This window comes from Parasphingorhabdus flavimaris, from assembly GCF_013371215.1.
GTDB classification, from domain to species: domain Bacteria; phylum Pseudomonadota; class Alphaproteobacteria; order Sphingomonadales; family Sphingomonadaceae; genus Parasphingorhabdus; species Parasphingorhabdus flavimaris.
This window is the reverse complement of record NZ_JABWMH010000002.1, coordinates 407,492-426,586: the sequence shown is the minus strand read 5'-3', so window position 1 is coordinate 426,586 and position 19,095 is coordinate 407,492. Positions and strand designations below refer to the sequence as shown.

Sequence of the window (19,095 nt, the reverse complement as noted above, 5' to 3'; positions counted from 1 at the left end):
CGCCCGCTTCAGAGGACGCCCGCAGTTTGACGAAATGTCGGAAAAATTAAGTCTGCGAAGCCTTATAATAGGACTGTAGCGCACGAACTTCAAGAGTCTCCTCGCGCAACGCCTCAATCGCCTGCATCACGGCATTGCTCGCGGTCGCGGTCGTATAGATCGGAATCTTGCCAACCAGCGCCGCCGCCCGGATCGACTTGGAGTCCTTGAGCGACTGCCAGCCCTCGGTCGTGTTGAAGATCAGATTGACCTCATCATCCTTGATCCGGTCGACAATATGCGGGCGCCCCTCGGCGACCTTGTTGACCCTCTCCACCTCGATACCCTTTTCGGCCAGATAATCGGCGGTTCCGGAGGTGGCGATGATCTTGAAACCAAGCTTCTCGGCGAGGCGCGCCGCCGGCTCGATCACCTTCTTGTCGGTTTCCTTGACCGAGATGAAAATGGTTCCGCTGTCGGGCAGGATCGCGCTGGCGCCCAGCTGCGACTTGGCAAAGGCGATCGGGAAGCCCTGGTCGATCCCCATGACTTCGCCGGTCGATTTCATTTCCGGCGACAGGATCGGATCGACGCCGGGGAAACGGTTGAACGGGAACACCGCTTCCTTGACCGCGGTATAATCGATATGCCGGTTGATCACCGGCAGGTCCTTCAGTTTCTCGCCGGCCATCACGCGGGACGCGATCTTGGCAATCGGCACGCCAATCGCCTTGGCGACGAAAGGAACCGTCCGGCTGGCGCGGGGATTGACCTCGATCAGATAGACTTCATTATTCTTGACCGCGAACTGGATGTTCATCAGGCCGCGAACCTTCAGGCCGAAAGCCAGCGCCTCGGTCTGCCGTTCCATTTCCGCAATAATCTCGTCGCTCAGACTATAAGGCGGGATCGAGCAGGCGCTGTCGCCCGAATGGACGCCGGCTTCCTCGATATGCTGCAGCAAGCCGCAGACCACGACTTCGTCGCCGTCGCAAATCGCGTCGACATCGACCTCGACCGCGTCGCGCAGATATTGGTCGACCAGCACCGGACTGTCGCCCGACACCTGTACCGCCGTGTTGATGTAATTTTCCAGCTGGGCCGGTCCGTCGACGATTTCCATCGCCCGGCCACCGAGCACGAAGCTCGGCCGCAGCAGCACCGGATAGCCGATCCGGTCGGCGATTTTCACCGCTTCGTCGCGGGTCCGCGCCATGCCGTTTTCCGGCTGTTTCAGCTTCAGCTTGTTGACCAGCTTGGCAAAGCGCTCGCGGTCTTCGGCAAGATCGATCGCATCCGGCGAGGTGCCGAGGATCGGAATGCCCGCGTCTTCCAGCGCCTGCGCCAGTTTCAGCGGCGTCTGCCCGCCAAATTGCACGACCACGCCGACCAGTTCGCCCGACTGCTGTTCGACATGCAGGATTTCCAGCACATCTTCGGCGGTCAAAGGCTCGAAATAAAGCCGGTCGGACGTATCGTAATCGGTCGAAACGGTTTCCGGATTGCAGTTGATCATGATCGTTTCAAAGCCTGCGTCGGAAAGCGCGAAGCACGCGTGACAGCAGCAATAGTCGAACTCGATCCCCTGCCCGATCCGGTTCGGACCGCCACCGAGAATGACGATCTTCTTGCGATCCGACGGCTGCGCTTCGCATTCCGGTTCCCCGAAAATCGGCGCTTCGTAGGATGAATACATATAGGGCGTCTTGGCTTCAAACTCCGCTGCGCAGGTATCGATCCGCTTGTACACCGGCCGCACGCCCAGCTTGTGACGCAATGCCCGCACTTCCGCTTCTGTGGTTGCGCCAGCCATGGCGGCAAGGGCGTCATGAACCAGCCCGTGGCCGCCCGCGACCGCCCGCCCTGCTCCGCCCGCGACATGGACGGAATCGATCGCCAGCTTGGCCAGCCGCTGATCGGAAAAGCCCATCGACTTCAGCTTGCGCAAGGCTTGCGCATCATTGGGCAGACCGTTGTCGATCACGCCCTGCTCGGCGTCGATAATCTCGCGAATGCGGGCAAGGAACCACGGGTCAAAACCGGCGATTCCATGGATTTCGGCGTCGCTATACCCTTCGCGCATCGCCTGGGCCGCGACCAGCAGCCGGTCGGGTGTCGCCCGCGCCAGTTCTGCGGAAATATCCTCACGGCTGGCGCCTTCCAGCGCCTGCACCCGGTTGAAGCCGTCGAGCCCGGTTTCCAGACCGCGCAGCGCTTTCTGCATCGATTCGTGGATATTGCGGCCGATCGCCATGACCTCGCCGACCGACTTCATCGCGGTCGAGAGCAAAGGCTCGGCACCCTTGAATTTCTCGAAGGCAAAGCGCGGAATCTTGGTGACGATATAATCGATCGTCGGTTCGAACGATGCCGGGGTTGCGCCGGTAATATCATTCTCGATCTCGTCGAGCGTATAGCCGACCGCCAGTTTCGCGGCGACGCTGGCAATCGGGAAGCCGGTCGCCTTGGAGGCAAGCGCAGACGAGCGCGATACGCGCGGATTCATCTCGATCACGACCAGCCGGCCATCCTTCGGATTGACTGCGAACTGTACGTTGGAACCACCTGTTTCCACGCCGATTTCCCGCAGCACCGCAATGCTGGCGTTGCGCATGATCTGATATTCCTTGTCGGTCAGGGTCAGCGCCGGCGCAACCGTGATGCTGTCGCCGGTGTGCACACCCATCGGATCGACATTCTCGATCGAGCAGATGATGATGCAATTGTCCGCCTTGTCGCGGACAACCTCCATCTCATATTCCTTCCAGCCGATCAGGCTCTCGTCGATCAGCACCTCGTTGGTCGGCGATGCGTCCAGCGATGTCCGGACATAATGGACAAATTCCTCACGGTTATAGGCGACCCCGCCGCCGGTGCCGCCCATCGTGAAGCTCGGCCGCATGATCGCCGGCAATCCGATTTCCTCGAGTATTTCGAGCGCCTGCGCCTCGCTATGCGCCACGGCGCTGCGAGGGCTTTCCAGGCCGATCTTGTCCATCGCCGCCTTGAACTTCTCGCGGTCCTCGGCCTTGTCGATCGCCTCGGCGTCGGCACCGATCATCTCGACGCCATATTTTTCCAGCACGCCCATCTTGTTGAGCGACAGCGCCGTGTTCAGCGCCGTCTGCCCGCCCATGGTCGGCAGGATCGCGTCCGGCCGTTCCTTCTCGATGATCTTCGCGACAATCTCGGGCGTGATCGGCTCGACATAGGTCGCGTCGGCCATTTCCGGATCGGTCATGATCGTCGCCGGATTGGAGTTGACCAGAATGATCCGGTACCCCTCTTCCTTCAGCGCCTTGCACGCCTGCGTGCCCGAATAATCAAACTCGCAGGCCTGCCCGATGATGATCGGGCCGGCGCCGATGATGAGGATGGATTTTATGTCAGTTCTTTTGGGCATTATGCAGGGTTCTCATCAGAAATTTCGCCATTTTCGTTGCAGGCAAAACAGCCCCAACCATCATGGTCGATGTCATATTCGCTCTCGATCTCGAGGCATTTGCGGGTCAGTTCGCGGATCGTCTCGCGCTTGGTGTCGAGATCGGTCTGCAGCTCGATCACCCACTCGTCATCCTCATTGGAGACCAGCGCCGAGCGAAAGCCCCATTTCGCCGCGTCATTCTTCAGCTTGTTGATATCCGAGACCGCCCCGACAAATTGCACGTTAATCTCGCGCACAACATGCGACAAATCGCCGCCTGCTGCCATATTTTGCAGGATTTCGTCATCAATCGCCCATTCTTCGGCGAGATGCGCAGGATCGATTGGTCCGCTCATCAGCTCAGGCCCCCGACAAATTTCTCGAACAGATAGAAACTGTCCTGCGGTCCCGGAGAGGCTTCCGGATGATATTGCACGCCAAAGGCCTTTTTGCCGATAATCTCGATACCGCAATTGCTGCCGTCGAACAGGCTCTTGTGGGTTTCATGCACCGTGTCGGGCAGCGTCTCACCGTCCACCGCAAAGCCGTGGTTCATGCTCGTAATCTCGACCAGCCCTTCGGTGGTGTCCCAGCCGCCGCCGATCCGCTGCACCGGATGATTGGCGCCGCGATGGCCCTGGTGCATCTTGACCGTCTTGGCGCCCGCCGCGAGGGCGAGCATCTGGTGGCCAAGGCAGATGCCGAACAGCGGGATATCCGCTTCCAGCAGCTGCCGGATCACCGGAACCGCATAGACGCCGGTCGCCGCCGGATCGCCGGGGCCATTGGACAGAAACACGCCCGCCGGCTTCAACGCCATGATTTCATCGAATGAAGTTTCAGCTGGTACCACAGTAACTTTTGCGCCAGCCTTCACAAGATTTCTGAAGATATTCCGCTTCGCGCCATAATCGATGGCGACAACGTGAGGTCGCTCATTGGCCCCAACTTTGACAAACTTTGGATCCCCCCCGTTCGTCTCGAGCGAAGTCGAGAGACCCGCTGCCGACGAAGCAGAAGATGCTTCCAATTCTTCCATTTTGGCATAGCCATGACCAAGCCGCCACAGACCGCCCTTGTCCCAAAGCTGCGTCTGGTGCCCGGTCACTTGCTTCGCCAGATCCATGCCTTCCAGGCCGGCCCATGCGCGCGCCTGGGCGAGCAATTCGTCGATATCGAAATTGCCCTCGGGATCATGGGCGATCACCGCATTGGGCGCACCCGCTTCGCGGATCCGCCGGGTCAAGGCCCTTGTATCGACACCGGAAATACCAATCCGGCCATTCTCCGCCATCCACTGGTCAAACGGCTTCTGGTCGCGGAAGTTGGACGGTGCGGTGATATCCTCGCGGACGATACAGCCCAGCGCATGCGGGCTGTCCGCCTCGACATCATCCTCGTTGGTTCCGACATTGCCGATATGGGGAAAGGTGAATGTCACGATCTGCCCGGCATAGCTGGGGTCGGTCATCACTTCCTGATAGCCGGTCATCGCGGTGTTGAAGCAGACTTCGCCGACCGCAGAGCCGGTCGCGCCAAAGCCCCTGCCCCAGACTATCGTACCGTCGGCCAATACCAATATCCCGGTTGCACCCTCTGGAGCGGCGGGATTATGGGCATGGGTCATGAGCTGTTCCTTCAGGTCCGTCTTAGGCGCAAAATTTCATGGGACCTAGAGCCAGATTTCTGGCGCCACAATCTATGAAAAATATTATGTTCCCGCTATGGTGGTCGCTTATTCCAAAAATATGAGGAACGCCATGATTCGCGATACCGTGAAAGCCGCGCAAATTGCCGCCATGAAGGCCGGTGACAAGGACCGTACCGCCGCGACCCGCAGCATATTGGCGAAGTTCAAGGACAAGGATATCGAACTGCGCACCAAGGAAGATGCGCGCGATGAAGATGCGATCCTGATCGACGTGCTGCAGAAAATGGCAAAACAGCGCCGCGAATCGATCGACATGTTCGAATCCGGCGGCCGCACCGAACTCGCCGCAGCGGAAAAACAGGAACTGGCGGTGATCGAGGAGTTCCTCCCCGCGCAACTGAGCGACGAGGAAACCGCAGCGCTGATCGACGGCATCAAGACCGAACTGGGCGCCGACGGCATGAAGGACATGGGCCGGGTGATGGGCGAACTGAAAAAACGCCATGGCACCGAAATCGACATGAGCAAGGCCAGCGCACTGGTGAAGGCTGCGCTTTCGTGAAACGTAACTTCGACCGTTCGTGTCGAGCGAAGTCGAGACACTTGGGAGGCGCGTAATTGGCGTTTTGGACCTACATGCTGTTATGCGCAGATGGTAAGTTCTACACCGGTCACACGGATGATTTGGAACGCCGGATAGCTGAGCATTGCACCGGTCGATATTGTAAGTTTACGAGCCAGCGACGGCCTGTAGAATTGGTTTGGTCCGAAACCTTCCCGACTCGAGAAGAAGCTTTGTCAGCCGAATTAACAGTCAAGAAATGGTCCCAGGCCAAAAAGCGCGCTCTAATTGCAGGTGACTGGAAGAAATTGTCCTATTTCGCAAAACCACCTCGAGACCGTCTCTCGACTTCGCTCGAGACGAACGGAGAGATGAGCGCCCAAAACACCGTTCGTGTCGAGCGAAGTCGAGACACCGGGATCACACAATGACCCTCTCCCCGCAATGGCTCGAACAACTGCGATCGCGGGTCACGTTGTCGACCCTCATCGGGCGGACCGTGAAGGTCCAGAAAGCGGGTCGCGAGTACAAGGCCTGCTGCCCGTTCCATAACGAGAATACGCCGAGCTTCACGATCAACGACGAGAAGGGCTTCTACCACTGCTTTGGCTGCGGCGCCCATGGTGACGCGATCAGCTGGATGACCGAGCAGCGCGGTCTTGGCTTCATGGACGCGGTCAAGGATCTGGCAGCCGAAGCGCAAATGGACGTCCCTGCCCCAGACCCGCGCGCCGCGCAGCGGCAGGAAGTCCGCGCCACCCTGCATGACGTCATGGCGGCAGCGCAGGACTGGTTTGTCGCGCAATTCAACGGGACCGAGGGTGCCGCAGCACGCGAGTATCTGAATAACCGCGGCATTTCCGAAAGCACGATCCGCGAGTTCGGCTTCGGTTTTGCGCCGGATTCGCGCGGCCGGCTCAAACAGGCGCTCTCGACCCATGGCATTGACCAGCTGATCGAGGCCGGCCTGCTGATCAAGGTCGATGACAAGGAGCCTTACGACCGGTTCCGTGGCCGGCTGATGATCCCGATCCGCGACCCCCGCGGCCGGGTAATTGCCTTTGGCGGCCGGATATTGGGCGACGGCGAACCGAAATATCTCAACAGCCCCGACACCCCGCTCTTCGACAAGGGCCGCACGCTCTACAATCTCGACAAGGCATCGCCCGCTTCCCGCCGGACCGGGCGGATTTTGGTGGTCGAAGGCTATATGGACGCCATCGCGCTCGCGCAGGCCGGTTTCGCCGATGTCGTCGCTCCGCTCGGCACCGCCCTGACCGAGCACCAGATCGAACGCATCTGGAAGATGGTCGAAGCGCCGATCCTCTGCTTCGACGGCGACAATGCAGGGCAGAAAGCGGCCATGCGCGCCGCTCTGCGCGCCCTGCCGATATTGCGGCCATCGCACAGCCTGCACTTCATCTCCCTCCCCGCAGGACAAGATCCTGACGACCTGATCCGCTCTGAAGGCGCCCACGCCTTCGCCGCCCTTATCGCCAAGCCGCAGACGCTGGACGATAAAATCTGGCAGGTGGAGTTTGACGCCGAGCCGCTCAACACCCCCGAAACCAAGGCGGGCCTGAAGAAACGGCTGTCCGACCATGTCCGCGACATCGCCGATCAGGATATCGCGCATCATTATCGCCAGGAATTTAACGACCGCTATCAGGCTGCATTTTTCGCCCAGAAGGACAGCCGGTCCGACCGGCGCTTCACGCCAAACAAGGGCCGCAAGTTCCCGTCAAAATTTGTCTCCTACAAGCCACTCGACGAGACCAAGAGCTTTCTCATCGAGGGCTATGACCTGCAGATTGCCAAGGGCATATTGGGCGGCCTGATCCGTCATCCGTGCCGGATTTCCAGCCATTTCGAAGAGCTTCACGCGATCAAGCTGGCCGATTCGCAGCTGCAGATATTGCTCGGCGAACTGATCAATGTCGCGATGAGCAAAGAAACGCTTGATATGCAGGGCCTTCTTACCATATTGGAGAAGACAGATTGTTATAATGTCGCAAAAGGGCTGTTACGGGCCGACGCGCTGAATTTCACTTTCAACCGCAAAATGCCAGACGATGCTCCTTCGCAACTGATCGAACGGGCGCATAAGGATTTGGCAGAAGCGATAAAAGTGGTGACGGCGCGCCCCGGACTGGAAGCGGCTCTGGCAGAGGCAACGCGGCGAGTGCAGGACGATCTTACGGAAGAAAGTTATGCCGAGCAGCAGCGCCTCAGGGAAGCGAAGCAATTATTTCACGAGCGGTTGGTCGACCTGACCCAGATCGACGACACACTATAGTTTCAAATTAGGGGCCTCAGCCATTGGCAAGTAAAGCGAAAAATTCCAAAGCCGAAGACGAACCGTTGATCGATCTCAACGATAGCGCCATCAAGAAGTTGATCGCGAAAGGGAAAAAACGCGGCTATCTGACGATTGACGAGCTGAACGAGGCCCTGCCCCAGGACCAGAACGAGCAGATCGAGGACGTCATGTCCGCAATCTCCGAAATGGGCGTCCGCATCGTCGAGAATGACGAAGAAGCTGCCGAGGAAATGGGCGGCGACGAAGTCGAGTCCATCGATGGCAAGGACAAGGAAAAGAAGACCGCCGCTGCCGCTCCCAAAAAGGCTGCCTCCGATCGTACCGACGATCCGGTCCGCATGTATCTCCGCGAAATGGGCGCTGTGGAATTGCTCAGCCGCGAAGGCGAGATTGCGATTGCCAAGCGTATCGAAGCTGGCCGCGACACCATGATCTGGGGCCTTTGCGAAAGCCCGACGACATTCAACGCAATCATCGAATGGTCCACCGCGCTCAACGATGGCGAAATGCAGTTGCGCGAAATCCTCGATCTCGACGCCATGCTTTCCAAGGACCCCGTGCCGGAAAATCTGGAAGAAGATGATGACGACGACGGCGAGATCAGCGAGAAGACCGCAGGCCCGTCGTTCAAGGATGATGATGAGGTCGAAGACGAAGAATCGGCTGATGGCGAAAATGACGACGAAGCGGAACTGACCGAACGCCGCACCAAGCGCGTCGTCGATGAGGAAGAGGAAGACAACACACTCTCGCTTGCGCAGATGGAAGAAGCCCTGAAACCCGACGCGCTCGAAAAATTCGCGCTGATCACATCGGTGTTCAAGAAATTCTCGAAATTGCAGACGACCCGGCTGGAATCGCTGGCTGCGGGCAAGGACTTCCCGGCGGCTTCCGAGACAAAATATCACAATTTGCGCGAAGAATTGACCGCATTGGTCGAAAGCGTGCAATTTCATGCCAACAAGATCGAATTTCTGGTCGACCAGCTCTACTCGTTCAATCGTCGGCTCACGACGCTTGGCGGTCAGATGCTCCGTCTGGCTGAGCGCCACAAGGTTCCGCGCCGTGCGTTTCTGGAAAGCTATGTCGGCAACGAACTCGATGATGGCTGGCTCCCCAGCATGGCCAAAGCCGACAAGAAATGGGCAGCTTTCGTCGCAAACGAGGCAGAAGCGGTCGACCGCATCCGTTCGGAAATCTCCGACATCGCCAATGCTACCGGCACCTCGCTGGTGGAGTTCCGCCGTATCGTCAATATGGTGCAGAAGGGCGAGCGCGAAGCGCGGATAGCCAAGAAGGAAATGGTCGAGGCCAATCTCCGTCTCGTGATTTCCATCGCCAAGAAATATACCAACCGCGGCCTGCAGTTCCTGGACCTTATCCAGGAAGGCAATATCGGCCTGATGAAAGCGGTCGACAAGTTTGAATATCGTCGGGGCTACAAGTTCAGCACCTATGCGACCTGGTGGATCCGTCAGGCTATCACCCGCTCGATTGCCGATCAGGCGCGGACCATCCGTATTCCGGTCCACATGATCGAGACAATCAATAAGCTCGTTCGCACAAGCCGTCAGTTCCTCCACGAACAGGGCCGCGAACCGACCCCGGAAGAAATGGCCGAACGCCTCTCAATGCCGCTGGAAAAAGTGCGCAAGGTGATGAAAATTGCCAAGGAGCCGATTTCGCTCGAAACACCGATTGGTGACGAAGAGGATTCGCATCTCGGTGATTTCATCGAAGACAAAAATGCGATCATTCCGGTCGACGCGGCCATTCAGGCGAACCTGAAAGAAACCGTGACTCGCGTGCTCGCCAGCCTCACTCCGCGTGAAGAACGGGTGCTGCGCATGCGCTTCGGAATCGGCATGAACACGGACCACACGCTTGAAGAAGTTGGACAACAATTCAGCGTTACCCGCGAACGTATCCGACAGATCGAAGCCAAGGCATTGAGAAAGCTCAAACATCCCAGCCGCAGCCGTAAAATGCGGAGTTTCCTGGATCAATAGGGCCTGACTTTTCCGCCGAGCATCATGGTTTGCAAATAGCTAACAGGCGATAAACCGGCTCTTTAGGAATCACCTGTATATCGGGAACTGGACGAAGATGCCTTTTCGCATTTTCGCGACAAATTCTCGGGATATCGGAACAGCCATGCTTGGACAAAATGCACAATCGACGACACAGCATGGATTTGCTGAGCACGTCGGTACCCATGGCAGCAGCATGGCGCCCTATGTCCAGTTGATCGCTCAGGATTTCTCGATATTGTCGGGCGCAGATATCGCTGACATTGCCCATTTTCTGTGCATTTTGCACGGTCGTCATCCCGGCGTCATCGATAACGCCGCAACCCGCATAGTCGACGACGCAGCACGCGAATGGCTGATCCAGGCGACCGACGGCTTTGCTGCAGAACGCGCTTTCCTGACCAAATTGACCGTTTCGGCTGGACCAATTTCCGGCGTCAGCGCATCGGACCAGAGCAATGCCGCCGTGCACGGTCAACGCAAGGCTTTGGACATGTTATCCCAGTCTGATCGTAACGGCTGCGCCGTCGGTGCCGCCATCGCTCTGGTTTCGGACTGGCAAGCGATCAGAAAAATTCTCGAACCGATCGCCCTCCGGGTTGGCGTCGAAGCCCGCTCTTCGATCCTGCCGGATGTGGCTTCGACGGCGGCGTTAAAGGATGAACTATCGCAAACGGCTGCCCTCGAGCGGGCCTTGAATTTTGGCTCTGAACAATTGCTCAACCAGCATCGGGGGCTTTGGCAACTTCTGGAAGCACGTCGCAATACCCGGATATCCCAATAAATAGCTGGTCCATTTCCCTGTTATTTAACTAAATGATTAACTTGCCTGCAACGGCGATTTTCCCTATCGCCTTTGCTTTGACTATCACGGCAAGGAATAGAAAATCATGCGTTTTGACGGTACCAAAGACTATGTTGCAACCGACGATCTGAAGGTTGCTGTCAATGCTGCCATGACGCTCCGGCGTCCGCTACTTGTCAAAGGCGAGCCCGGCACCGGCAAGACCGTTCTGGCCTATGAACTCGCCAAGGCAATGGGCACGCCGTTGATCGAATGGAACGTGAAATCCACCACAAAGGCGCATCAGGGCCTTTATGAATATGATGCGGTAGCGCGTCTTCGCGACGGGCAACTCGGCGACGAACGCGTCCACGACATCTCGAATTACATCCGCAAGGGAAAGCTCTGGGAAGCCTTCACCGCTCCCGAACTCCCGGTCCTTTTGATTGACGAAATCGACAAGGCGGATATCGAATTCCCGAACGATCTTCTGCAGGAACTCGACCGCATGGAATTCCATGTTTACGAAACCAAGGAAACCATCAAGGCTGCCGAACGGCCGATCGTGATCATCACCTCGAATAACGAGAAGGAACTGCCCGACGCATTCCTGCGCCGCTGCTTCTTTCACTATATCAAATTCCCGGACCGCCAGACGATGCAGGAAATCATCAACGTCCATTTCCCTGACATTCAGGGCGTCCTGGTCAAGAAGGCGATGGATATTTTCTACGAAGTCAGAGACGTACCCGGCCTGAAGAAGAAACCAAGCACCAGCGAATTGCTCGACTGGCTCAAACTGATCCTCAACGAAGACATGCCCCTCGAAGTGCTGCAATCGAAAGATTCGAGCAAAGCTATCCCGCCGCTCCACGGCGCGCTGCTGAAGAACGAGCAGGACGTGATGTTGTTTGAACGGCTGGCATTCATGGCGAAACGCGAAGCGCGCTAAGCAGAGGCACAGACAATGTTCTTTAACTTCATGGACGAACTCCGGGCCGCTGGCATTTCGGCTTCGCTCAAGGAACATCTGGTTCTGCTCGAGGCGCTCGACAAGGATGTAATCCGGCGCAGTCCGGAGGAATTCTATTATCTTTCGCGGGCGACATTCGTGAAAGATGAAGGGTTGCTGGATCGCTTCGACCAGGTATTTTCAAAAGTCTTCAAGGGCATAGAAACTTCCTACGGCACCCAGGAGGAAGAGATTCCGCTCGACTGGCTGAAGGCGGTCGCGGAGAAATATCTGTCCGAAGAAGAAATGGAAAAGATCAAGTCTCTGGGCAGCTGGGACGAAATCATGGAGACGCTGAAAGAGCGCCTTGCAGAACAGGAAGAGCGCCACGAAGGCGGCAGCAAGTGGATCGGCACCGGCGGCACCTCGCCTTATGGCAATTCGGGCTATAATCCGGAAGGCGTCCGGATCGGCGGCGAAGGCGGCCAGAAAAAGGCACTCAAGGTATGGGACAAGCGCGAGTTCCAGAATCTCGACAACACCAAGCTGCTTGGAACACGCAATATCAAGGTAGCATTGCGCCGGCTGCGCAAATTTGCCCGTGAAGGCGCCCAGGACGAACTCGATATCAACCGGACCATCGAGGGCACCGCCAAAAAGGGCTGGCTCGACATCCATATGCGGGCCGAGCGCCACAACGCGGTAAAGCTTCTGCTTTTCCTTGATGTCGGCGGGTCGATGGATCCTTTCATCAAAATCTGCGAGGAATTGTTCAGCGCGGCAACCGGCGAATTCAAGAATCTCGAATTTTTCTATTTCCATAACTGCCCTTATGAGGGCTTGTGGAAGGACAATCGCAGGCGCTTTTCCGAGCGCACCAACACATGGGATGTCCTCCATAAATATGGCCATGACTACAAGCTCATCTTCGTCGGCGACGCGTCGATGAGCCCCTATGAAATCACCCATCCCGGCGGATCGGTCGAACATTTCAATGAAGAAGCCGGGGTCACGTGGATGCAGCGGCTGACCAACACCTATCCTGCAGCTGCCTGGTTAAACCCGGTACCGGAAAAGCAATGGGGCTATTCGCAGAGCGTCAAGATCATCCGCGAACTGATGAACGACCGTATGTACCCGCTGACCGTGGACGGCCTGAGCGATGCCATGAAAGAACTGACCCGCAAGCAGGGCTAGCGTCAGGATTCAACGGCCAACAGCGTTGTACCCTCATATTTTTCGGCTGCCGGCTCGAATATTTCAGAGCGTTCGAAATGAAGGTCTTCGACGCGAACGTCTTTCAGGCCGGAGAGCTTGAACGTTCCAAGCTTGACTTCCCTCGGTGGCAGGCCGTCTTTTTCCAGCGGAACCGCATCGACATACATTTCGTCATGCCGCGTATAGAGAATATGCGGCGCCAGCTTGAAAGCGGTATTGTTATAGGTTGCGGCCACACATTTTTTCAATGCGACACCCTCGAAGAGTTCTTTGCTCGGTAACATGATTGCCGATTAGCAGATTTTCCGGCGAATGCAATAAAGATGTTGCAGTGCAGCATAGTCAGTAAAGCAGGAAATCCCCCAGCATCTGGCCCCACAATCGCTCGTCCGGTGCGGCGATGGCCTCCAGATCGTTGGCGATTGAAGACGGATTGTCGATCCATTCCCGCAGCGATGGCCCGCCGTTGATCACATCGAAAGCCAACCGCCCTTCCTCATATTCATATGGGAAATCGCGCCACAGCTCATATCCGAAATAGAGTTTTCTAATGGCTTTCAGCGCCAGCGCCTGAAGTCGCCATGGTCGGAATCCCTGGTGATCGTATACAGGGCCCTCGGCATGAATCTGGACACCGTTGCACAGCTGGCCCTGATGCTTGTGGAAGGTTGGTTCAAACCATATTTCCCGGAGCGCACAGCCTTTCAACCATTGCGGTGCCTTTCGTCGCATTTCCGCAATGACCGCTCGCGCATCGATATCCGGGGCGCCGAACAGCTCCAATGGCCGCGTGGTTCCGCGACCCTCGGATAGCGTAGTCCCTTCGAGCATGACCGTGCCGGCATAGGCTCTCGCCATATTGACGTTTGGAGCATTGGGGCTCGGATTGATCCAGATACGGTCTGTCGGCCAGCCGGAGCCCGGACCCTCCGGCTGCCACCCCTGCATTTCGATAACCTGATAATCCACGTCGAGGTTGAAATGGCTCACCATCCAGCGTCCCATTTCGCCCATGGTCAGCCCGTGTCGCATGGGCATCGGTCCTGCCCCGACGAAACTTTCCCATCCTTCTTCCAGCAGCGTCCCCTCGATAGGCCTCCCTGCCGGATTGGGCCGGTCCAGTACCCAGACCGTCTTGCCGTGCTCTGCAGCGGCCTCCAACATATAGCGCAGCGTGGTGATGAACGTATAGATGCGGCAGCCCAGATCCTGAAGATCGATCAGGATGACATCTAATGTCCCCATCGACTGGCCCGTCGGTTGCCGCACTTCGCCATAAAGACTGAACACCGGAATATCGTGAACCGGATCATTGTAATCCGGCGACTCGATCATATTATCCTGCTTGTCACCGCGCAGGCCGTGCTGGGGACCGAAAGCGGCTGTTATGTTGATTCCGTCGATCGCAGACAATGCGTCCAGACTGTGCACGAGATCGCGCGTCACCGAAGCGGGATGTGCAAGCAGTGCGACCCGCTTTCCAGCCAGCGGCCGCCGCAAATCCGCGTCTTCGATCAGCCTGTCTATACCAAATTTCATCAACCTTCCGCTGCCTCCATTTTGAGCGTAAATCCATCCCGGTGATGGAAGTCCGGCCTAGCCGCGGGATGCGCCAAAGCCCAGAGTGATTTGTCGCCATTCTGCATTTCAATGACCGCGGACAGGCCCGCATCGAGTTCTTTCAGTGCCCATGAAGCGGGCAGTGCCAAGGTCACCTCGAGAGCAATATGCGAGTCGCTGAAATCCAGGAATATCTCGGGTGACCGGACGAGCGCGAGCGGTTCCATTGATTCGCGATAACGCGGAAAACCATAGGCAGCCCAGTGCCCCGAGGGGGAGAAATTGAATTCGCAGTATCGCTGTTTCCGCGGCTCGCTGAGGAATAGTTCAAAACAGGTGCTTTCCCACAGATTGTCCATCCGCACGGGCTGATCCTGAATATCCGGCAGCTTCACTTCGTCGACATTTCCGGAGGCATGATATCTCAGCCAGATTGTACCGGTCTCGGACATCGACCACTCGACCAAAATGTCGTCGATGGCAGATACCGGGGTTATCGGGTGGGATTGCAAGTTCAAACGCATATTGCGACTTTCGTTGTCCCCATGTAACGCACCAATCCATGACCAATTATCAATCTGATCTGCTGCGTCTACTAAATGATCGCGGCTATATCCACCAGTTAACCGATGCGACAGCATTGGATTCTCTCGCGATGAAAAGCGTGATCCCGGGCTACATCGGTTTTGATGTAACCGCGGATTCACTGCACGTCGGAAATCTGGTCCAGATCATGCTGCTGCGTCGTCTGCAACAGGCAGGACATAAGCCGATTGTTCTGATGGGCGGCGGAACCACCAAAGTTGGCGATCCGTCAGGCAAAGACGAAATGCGCAAATTGCTTGATGACGAAGGTATCAAGTCAAACTTTGCCAAGATCCGCGACAGCTTCGAGAATTTTCTGACCTTCGGCGATGGCCCCACCGACGCGATCATGGTCAACAATGACGACTGGCTGAGCAAACTCGAATATATCCCGTTTTTGCGCGATGTCGGTCGCCATTTCACGATCAATCGCATGCTGACCTTTGATTCCGTCAAACTCAGGCTGGAACGCGAGCAACCGCTGACCTTCCTCGAATTCAACTATATGATTCTGCAAGCCTATGACTTTGTAGAATTGTCGCGCCAATATGGTTGCAAACTGCAGCTTGGCGGATCGGACCAATGGGGCAATATCGTCAACGGAATTGAACTGGGTCGCCGGATTGACGGGGCCGAGCTATTTGGTGTCACCACTCCGTTGATAACCAAGGCCGATGGTTCGAAAATGGGCAAATCCGTGGATGGCGCCATCTGGCTGAATGCTGCCCGGCTGTCTCCCTATGATTACTGGCAATTCTGGCGCAACACCGATGACCGGGATGTCGGAAAGTTCATGCGCTTGTTCACCGATCTCGACCTCGACGAAATCGCTCGCCTGGAATCGCTTCAGGGATCCGAAATCAACGAAGCCAAGAAGGTTCTTGCAGATGCCGCCACCGCCATGGCGCATGGCGAAAAAGCCGCAAGGGAAGCCGCTGAGACCGCCCAGAAGACGTTCGAGCAGGGCGGCGCCGGGGGCGACCTGCCTGTTCACATCGTCGAAAACGGAGAAATACCCTTGCTCGACGCCTTGGTTGAAATCGGCTTTTGCGCATCCAAAGGTGAAGCGAAAAGGCTCATCGCAGGAGGCGGCGCCCGGCTGGACGACGAGCCGATCAAGGATGCTGGACATATGGTGTCCGTCTCTGACCAAGACGTGAAGCTTTCGGCCGGAAAGAAGAAGCATGGATTGCTGCGCAAGGCGTGACCCAAAAGCTTTCGCCAGCCGTTTACTAGCATTTACCTTTTATTCTTAATCATTGGTTATTGTCGGATTCTAGCCTTTTGGGAGTTCGCACGACATGACTAGCGTACATAACACATCGCCAGATCCGCGCCGCGCTACTCGCTTTCCGGTCGATTTTGAAACAATTTGCGAATTTCAATCCGGCCAGGAGAAGCAGATCAGGATTACCAATATTTCCGCACACGGCCTGATGGTCGGCGAAATACTGGAAATGGAGAAGGGCGACAGGGTAACGGTCCGATTGCCGGTCACTGGACGGATCGAGGCCTATCTCGTCTGGTCGCACGAGGGCCGCTGTGGTTTTGAATTTGAAAGAGTGATCCGCGAACCCGATTTCGTGGCAATGATCGACAAGATCAACAGCCTCTAGAACCCGGCCCCAGCTTTCATCCGCTGCGCAGCAGGCTGACGCCCCAGTCGCGCTCGAACAGATAAAGCGCTATCCGCGCAGCCTGCCCTCGCTCGCTGTCCAATCCACCATCGCGGTCCAGGAGCAGCCGGGCATCGTCCGTCGCAGGCCCGATAAGCTCGTTTACTTGAGCCGGCGTTGCAACCCGAAAGCCGGCGTCGCCCGATTGGCGTGTGCCCAATAATTCACCCGCCCCGCGCAAGCGGAGGTCTTCCTCGGCGATCCGAAAGCCGTCATTGGTCTCGCGCATCAGCGAAAGACGGGCTCGCGCGGTCTCGCTCAGCGTATCGCCACGAATCAGCAGACAGTTCGATTTGACGCTTCCCCGCCCGACACGACCGCGCAACTGGTGCAATTGGGCGAGACCGAAGCGATCAGCCGCCTCGATGATCATCAGACTGGCGTTCGGAACATCGACCCCCACTTCGATGACCGTCGTGGCCACCAGAATCTTGATTTCGTCGCGCTGAAAACGACCCATCACGAGGTCTTTCTCAGGCCCCTTCATCCGGCCGTGAACCAGCCCGACCTGATCGCCAAAACGCGTTTGCAGGCTGGCTGCGCGCTCCTCCGCCGCCGCTAGATCGCTCTTCTCACTCTCTTCGACCAGCGGGCAGACCCAATAAGCCTGGCCACCGGCAGCGATATGACGTGCAAGCCCGTCCACGATGTCGGCCATACGCGCTCCCGAGACCACGCTCGTATCGATGGTTTGCCTGCCCGGTGGCAGTTCATCGATACGGGAGACATCCATTTCACCATATTGGCTTAGCGTCAGGGTCCGCGGTATCGGCGTGGCGGTCATTGCCAGAAGATGCGGGGTTCTCTCTGCTTTTTGAGTCAGCATGAGCCGCTGGGAAACACCGAATTTATGCTGTTCGTCAATGACTGCGACAGCCAGATTCTTGTACCGCACCTGCTCCTGAAAAATTGCATGGGTCCCGATCAGAATATCGATCGAACCATCCATCAATCCCATCAGGGTCGCTTCGCGAATCTTGCCCTTGTCGCGTCCGGTGAGGATCGCGAGATTGACCGGAAGGCCGTTCAGCAATTTCTGCAGACCTTCATAATGCTGACGCGCCAGTATTTCTGTCGGAGCCAGAAACGCGCCCTGATATCCGGCTTCTACAGCGGAGAGCAGCGCCATCAACGCCACCAGCGTCTTTCCCGAGCCAACATCGCCCTGCAGCAATCTCAGCATCGGAGCAGTTTGCGCGAGGTCCCCCTCGATTTCGCCGATACAGCGTTTCTGGGCATTGGTCAGTTCAAACGGCAGTTTCAACTGGTCTCGCAGGCGCCCGTCCCCCTCAATCGAGATGCCTTTCTTGCTGCGGTTGCTGGCACGGACCAGCATGAAGGCCAGTTGATTGGCAAAAACCTCGTCATAGGCCAGTCGATCATTGGCACCCTCGCCTTCCGCACTGTGGAGAGCAGTGATACTATCCTTCCAACTCTTCCATTTCTTCGCTGCAAGCTGGCTTGGCTCTACCCATTCCGGCAATTCCGGCGCAAGCGCGAGCGCTTGCGCGGTCAGCTGACGCATCCGGACATTGCCCAGCCCGTCCGACAAGGGATAGATCGGCTCCAACAGTGCAATGCTGTCGACCTGTTCCGGCTCGAGTATCTGGTCGGGGTGGACGATCTGCAGCTCGTCGCCATAGCGCTCGAGCTTGCCCGAAATGATTTTTGGTTCACCGAGCGGCAGTAATTTTTTCGGCCAACCCGGGTTCCGCCCGAAGAAAGTCAGACTGATATAGTTGCCGGCATCATCTGTTGCGTTCACCCTCAGCGGACTGCGTGGTCCGCCGCTGCGGTAGTCGACGGGTGTCACCTGAACGATAATCGTCTCGCCGACGTCAATCTCGTCAAGCTCCTTGACCCGTTTCCGCTGCATCCAGTAGCTCGGCTGATGATAAAGCAGATCCTTGATCCGCATCAGTCGCAGCTTCTCCAGCGGCTTGGCCAGAGCCTTGCCGACGCCCTTGAGCGACTGGGTTTCGCCAAATAATGGATTGAGTATCTCGGGCCGCATGTCTATCCGCCTTTATACCGTCGCTGGCGCATTATGCCAGCCAAGTTGGAGCAGCAATTATGGACCGCGAAACAAAGCTGAAAAGGCTTCAATTTCGCGCATGGCATCGCGGAACCCGGGAAGCCGATTTCCTGATCGGCGGATTTTTCGATCGCTACAGTCAAGGCTGGTCGGATACGGAAATCGACTGGTTCGAAAGTCTGCTCGTCGAAGATGATGTGGATGTGATGGCCTGGGCGATTGGAACGCAGCCGGTTCCGGAAGTTTTTGCCGGTCCGCAAATGGATGTCATGCAGCGACTCGATTATATTGACGCGACAAAATAGCCCCCCTCTCCCAT

General features: G+C 57.0%; 17 protein-coding genes. 10 read left to right on the top strand and 7 right to left on the bottom strand.

The features are described 5' to 3' along the window. Positions 1-46: 46 nt before the first annotated feature. Genes carB through carA form a run of 3 tightly spaced genes read right to left on the bottom strand, consistent with a single transcriptional unit; the run spans position 47 to position 5,030 of the window. Complete coding sequence (carB, locus tag HUO14_RS06710) at positions 47-3,382, bottom strand: carbamoyl-phosphate synthase large subunit (protein WP_176279104.1); 3,336 nt, start codon at positions 3,380-3,382, stop codon at positions 47-49. After that, positions 3,382-3,759 carry a ribonuclease E inhibitor RraB gene (locus tag HUO14_RS06705; RefSeq protein ID WP_176279103.1) on the bottom strand — a complete coding sequence of 126 codons (378 nt, stop codon included), beginning with the start codon at positions 3,757-3,759 and terminating at the stop codon, positions 3,382-3,384. The genes carB and HUO14_RS06705 overlap by 1 nt, the downstream gene beginning before the upstream one ends. Further along, a complete protein-coding gene (carA, locus tag HUO14_RS06700) occupies positions 3,759-5,030 on the bottom strand; it encodes a glutamine-hydrolyzing carbamoyl-phosphate synthase small subunit (RefSeq protein WP_176279102.1) in 1,272 nt (423 codons plus the stop codon). The genes HUO14_RS06705 and carA overlap by 1 nt, the downstream gene beginning before the upstream one ends. A 133-nt stretch (positions 5,031-5,163) precedes the next feature. Here carA and HUO14_RS06695 point away from each other — a divergent pair, with 133 nt between their 5' ends. The 7 genes from HUO14_RS06695 to HUO14_RS06665 all read left to right on the top strand — a co-directional run bounded on the left by HUO14_RS06695 (position 5,164) and on the right by HUO14_RS06665 (position 12,899). Beyond that, positions 5,164-5,616: a GatB/YqeY domain-containing protein gene (locus HUO14_RS06695; RefSeq protein ID WP_176279101.1), complete on the top strand. Its 453-nt coding sequence runs from the start codon at positions 5,164-5,166 to the stop codon at positions 5,614-5,616. Between the two features lie 74 nt (positions 5,617-5,690). Further along, complete coding sequence (locus HUO14_RS06690; protein ID WP_246255425.1) at positions 5,691-6,047, top strand: GIY-YIG nuclease family protein; 357 nt, start codon at positions 5,691-5,693, stop codon at positions 6,045-6,047. Next, positions 6,044-7,912: a DNA primase gene (gene dnaG, locus HUO14_RS06685; protein WP_176279099.1), complete on the top strand. Its 1,869-nt coding sequence runs from the start codon at positions 6,044-6,046 to the stop codon at positions 7,910-7,912. Before HUO14_RS06690 ends, dnaG begins: the two co-directional genes overlap by 4 nt. A gap of 23 nt (positions 7,913-7,935) precedes the next feature. Further along, positions 7,936-9,945: an RNA polymerase sigma factor RpoD gene (gene rpoD / locus HUO14_RS06680; protein ID WP_176279098.1), complete on the top strand. Its 2,010-nt coding sequence runs from the start codon at positions 7,936-7,938 to the stop codon at positions 9,943-9,945. Positions 9,946-10,090: 145 nt separating this feature from the next. Next, positions 10,091-10,750 (top strand): DUF6975 family protein, encoded by a 660-nt coding sequence (locus HUO14_RS06675; RefSeq protein ID WP_176279097.1) that lies wholly within the window; start codon positions 10,091-10,093, stop codon positions 10,748-10,750. Between the two features lie 106 nt (positions 10,751-10,856). Next, positions 10,857-11,702, top strand: coding sequence for an AAA family ATPase (locus tag HUO14_RS06670; RefSeq protein WP_176279096.1), 846 nt, complete (start codon positions 10,857-10,859; stop codon positions 11,700-11,702). A 15-nt stretch (positions 11,703-11,717) separates the two neighbouring features. Continuing rightward, positions 11,718-12,899, top strand: a complete 1,182-nt coding sequence (locus HUO14_RS06665; protein ID WP_176279095.1) for a vWA domain-containing protein — start codon at positions 11,718-11,720, stop codon at positions 12,897-12,899. Positions 12,900-12,901: 2 nt separating this feature from the next. Here HUO14_RS06665 and HUO14_RS06660 read toward each other — a convergent pair whose 3' ends face one another. Genes HUO14_RS06660 through HUO14_RS06650 form a run of 3 tightly spaced genes read right to left on the bottom strand, consistent with a single transcriptional unit; the run spans position 12,902 to position 15,004 of the window. Further along, entirely contained in the window at positions 12,902-13,204 is a 303-nt protein-coding gene (locus HUO14_RS06660) for a hypothetical protein (protein WP_176279094.1), read from the bottom strand. Between the two features lie 58 nt (positions 13,205-13,262). Then, the gene (locus HUO14_RS06655; RefSeq protein ID WP_176279093.1) at positions 13,263-14,459 is read right to left on the bottom strand and encodes an exo-beta-N-acetylmuramidase NamZ family protein; all 1,197 of its coding nucleotides are present in this window, start codon (positions 14,457-14,459) and stop codon (positions 13,263-13,265) included. Then, entirely contained in the window at positions 14,459-15,004 is a 546-nt protein-coding gene (locus HUO14_RS06650) for a DOMON-like domain-containing protein (protein WP_176279092.1), read from the bottom strand. Before HUO14_RS06650 ends, HUO14_RS06655 begins: the two co-directional genes overlap by 1 nt. A gap of 38 nt (positions 15,005-15,042) precedes the next feature. Here HUO14_RS06650 and tyrS point away from each other — a divergent pair, with 38 nt between their 5' ends. Together tyrS and HUO14_RS06640 are read left to right on the top strand one after the other, a co-directional pair. Beyond that, on the top strand, positions 15,043-16,272 hold the full coding sequence (gene tyrS, locus HUO14_RS06645) for a tyrosine--tRNA ligase (protein WP_176279091.1): 1,230 nt from the start codon (positions 15,043-15,045) through the stop codon (positions 16,270-16,272). A gap of 94 nt (positions 16,273-16,366) precedes the next feature. Beyond that, positions 16,367-16,681, top strand: a complete 315-nt coding sequence (locus HUO14_RS06640) for a PilZ domain-containing protein (protein WP_176279090.1) — start codon at positions 16,367-16,369, stop codon at positions 16,679-16,681. Between the two features lie 16 nt (positions 16,682-16,697). On the opposite strand, the gene recG is transcribed toward HUO14_RS06640, so the two are convergent. Beyond that, the gene (gene recG / locus HUO14_RS06635) at positions 16,698-18,755 is read right to left on the bottom strand and encodes an ATP-dependent DNA helicase RecG (protein WP_176279089.1); all 2,058 of its coding nucleotides are present in this window, start codon (positions 18,753-18,755) and stop codon (positions 16,698-16,700) included. A gap of 59 nt (positions 18,756-18,814) precedes the next feature. On the opposite strand from recG, the gene HUO14_RS06630 reads away from it, so the two are divergent. Beyond that, positions 18,815-19,081 carry an FAD assembly factor SdhE gene (locus tag HUO14_RS06630; protein WP_176279088.1) on the top strand — a complete coding sequence of 89 codons (267 nt, stop codon included), beginning with the start codon at positions 18,815-18,817 and terminating at the stop codon, positions 19,079-19,081. The last annotated feature ends 14 nt before the right edge of the window (positions 19,082-19,095 follow it).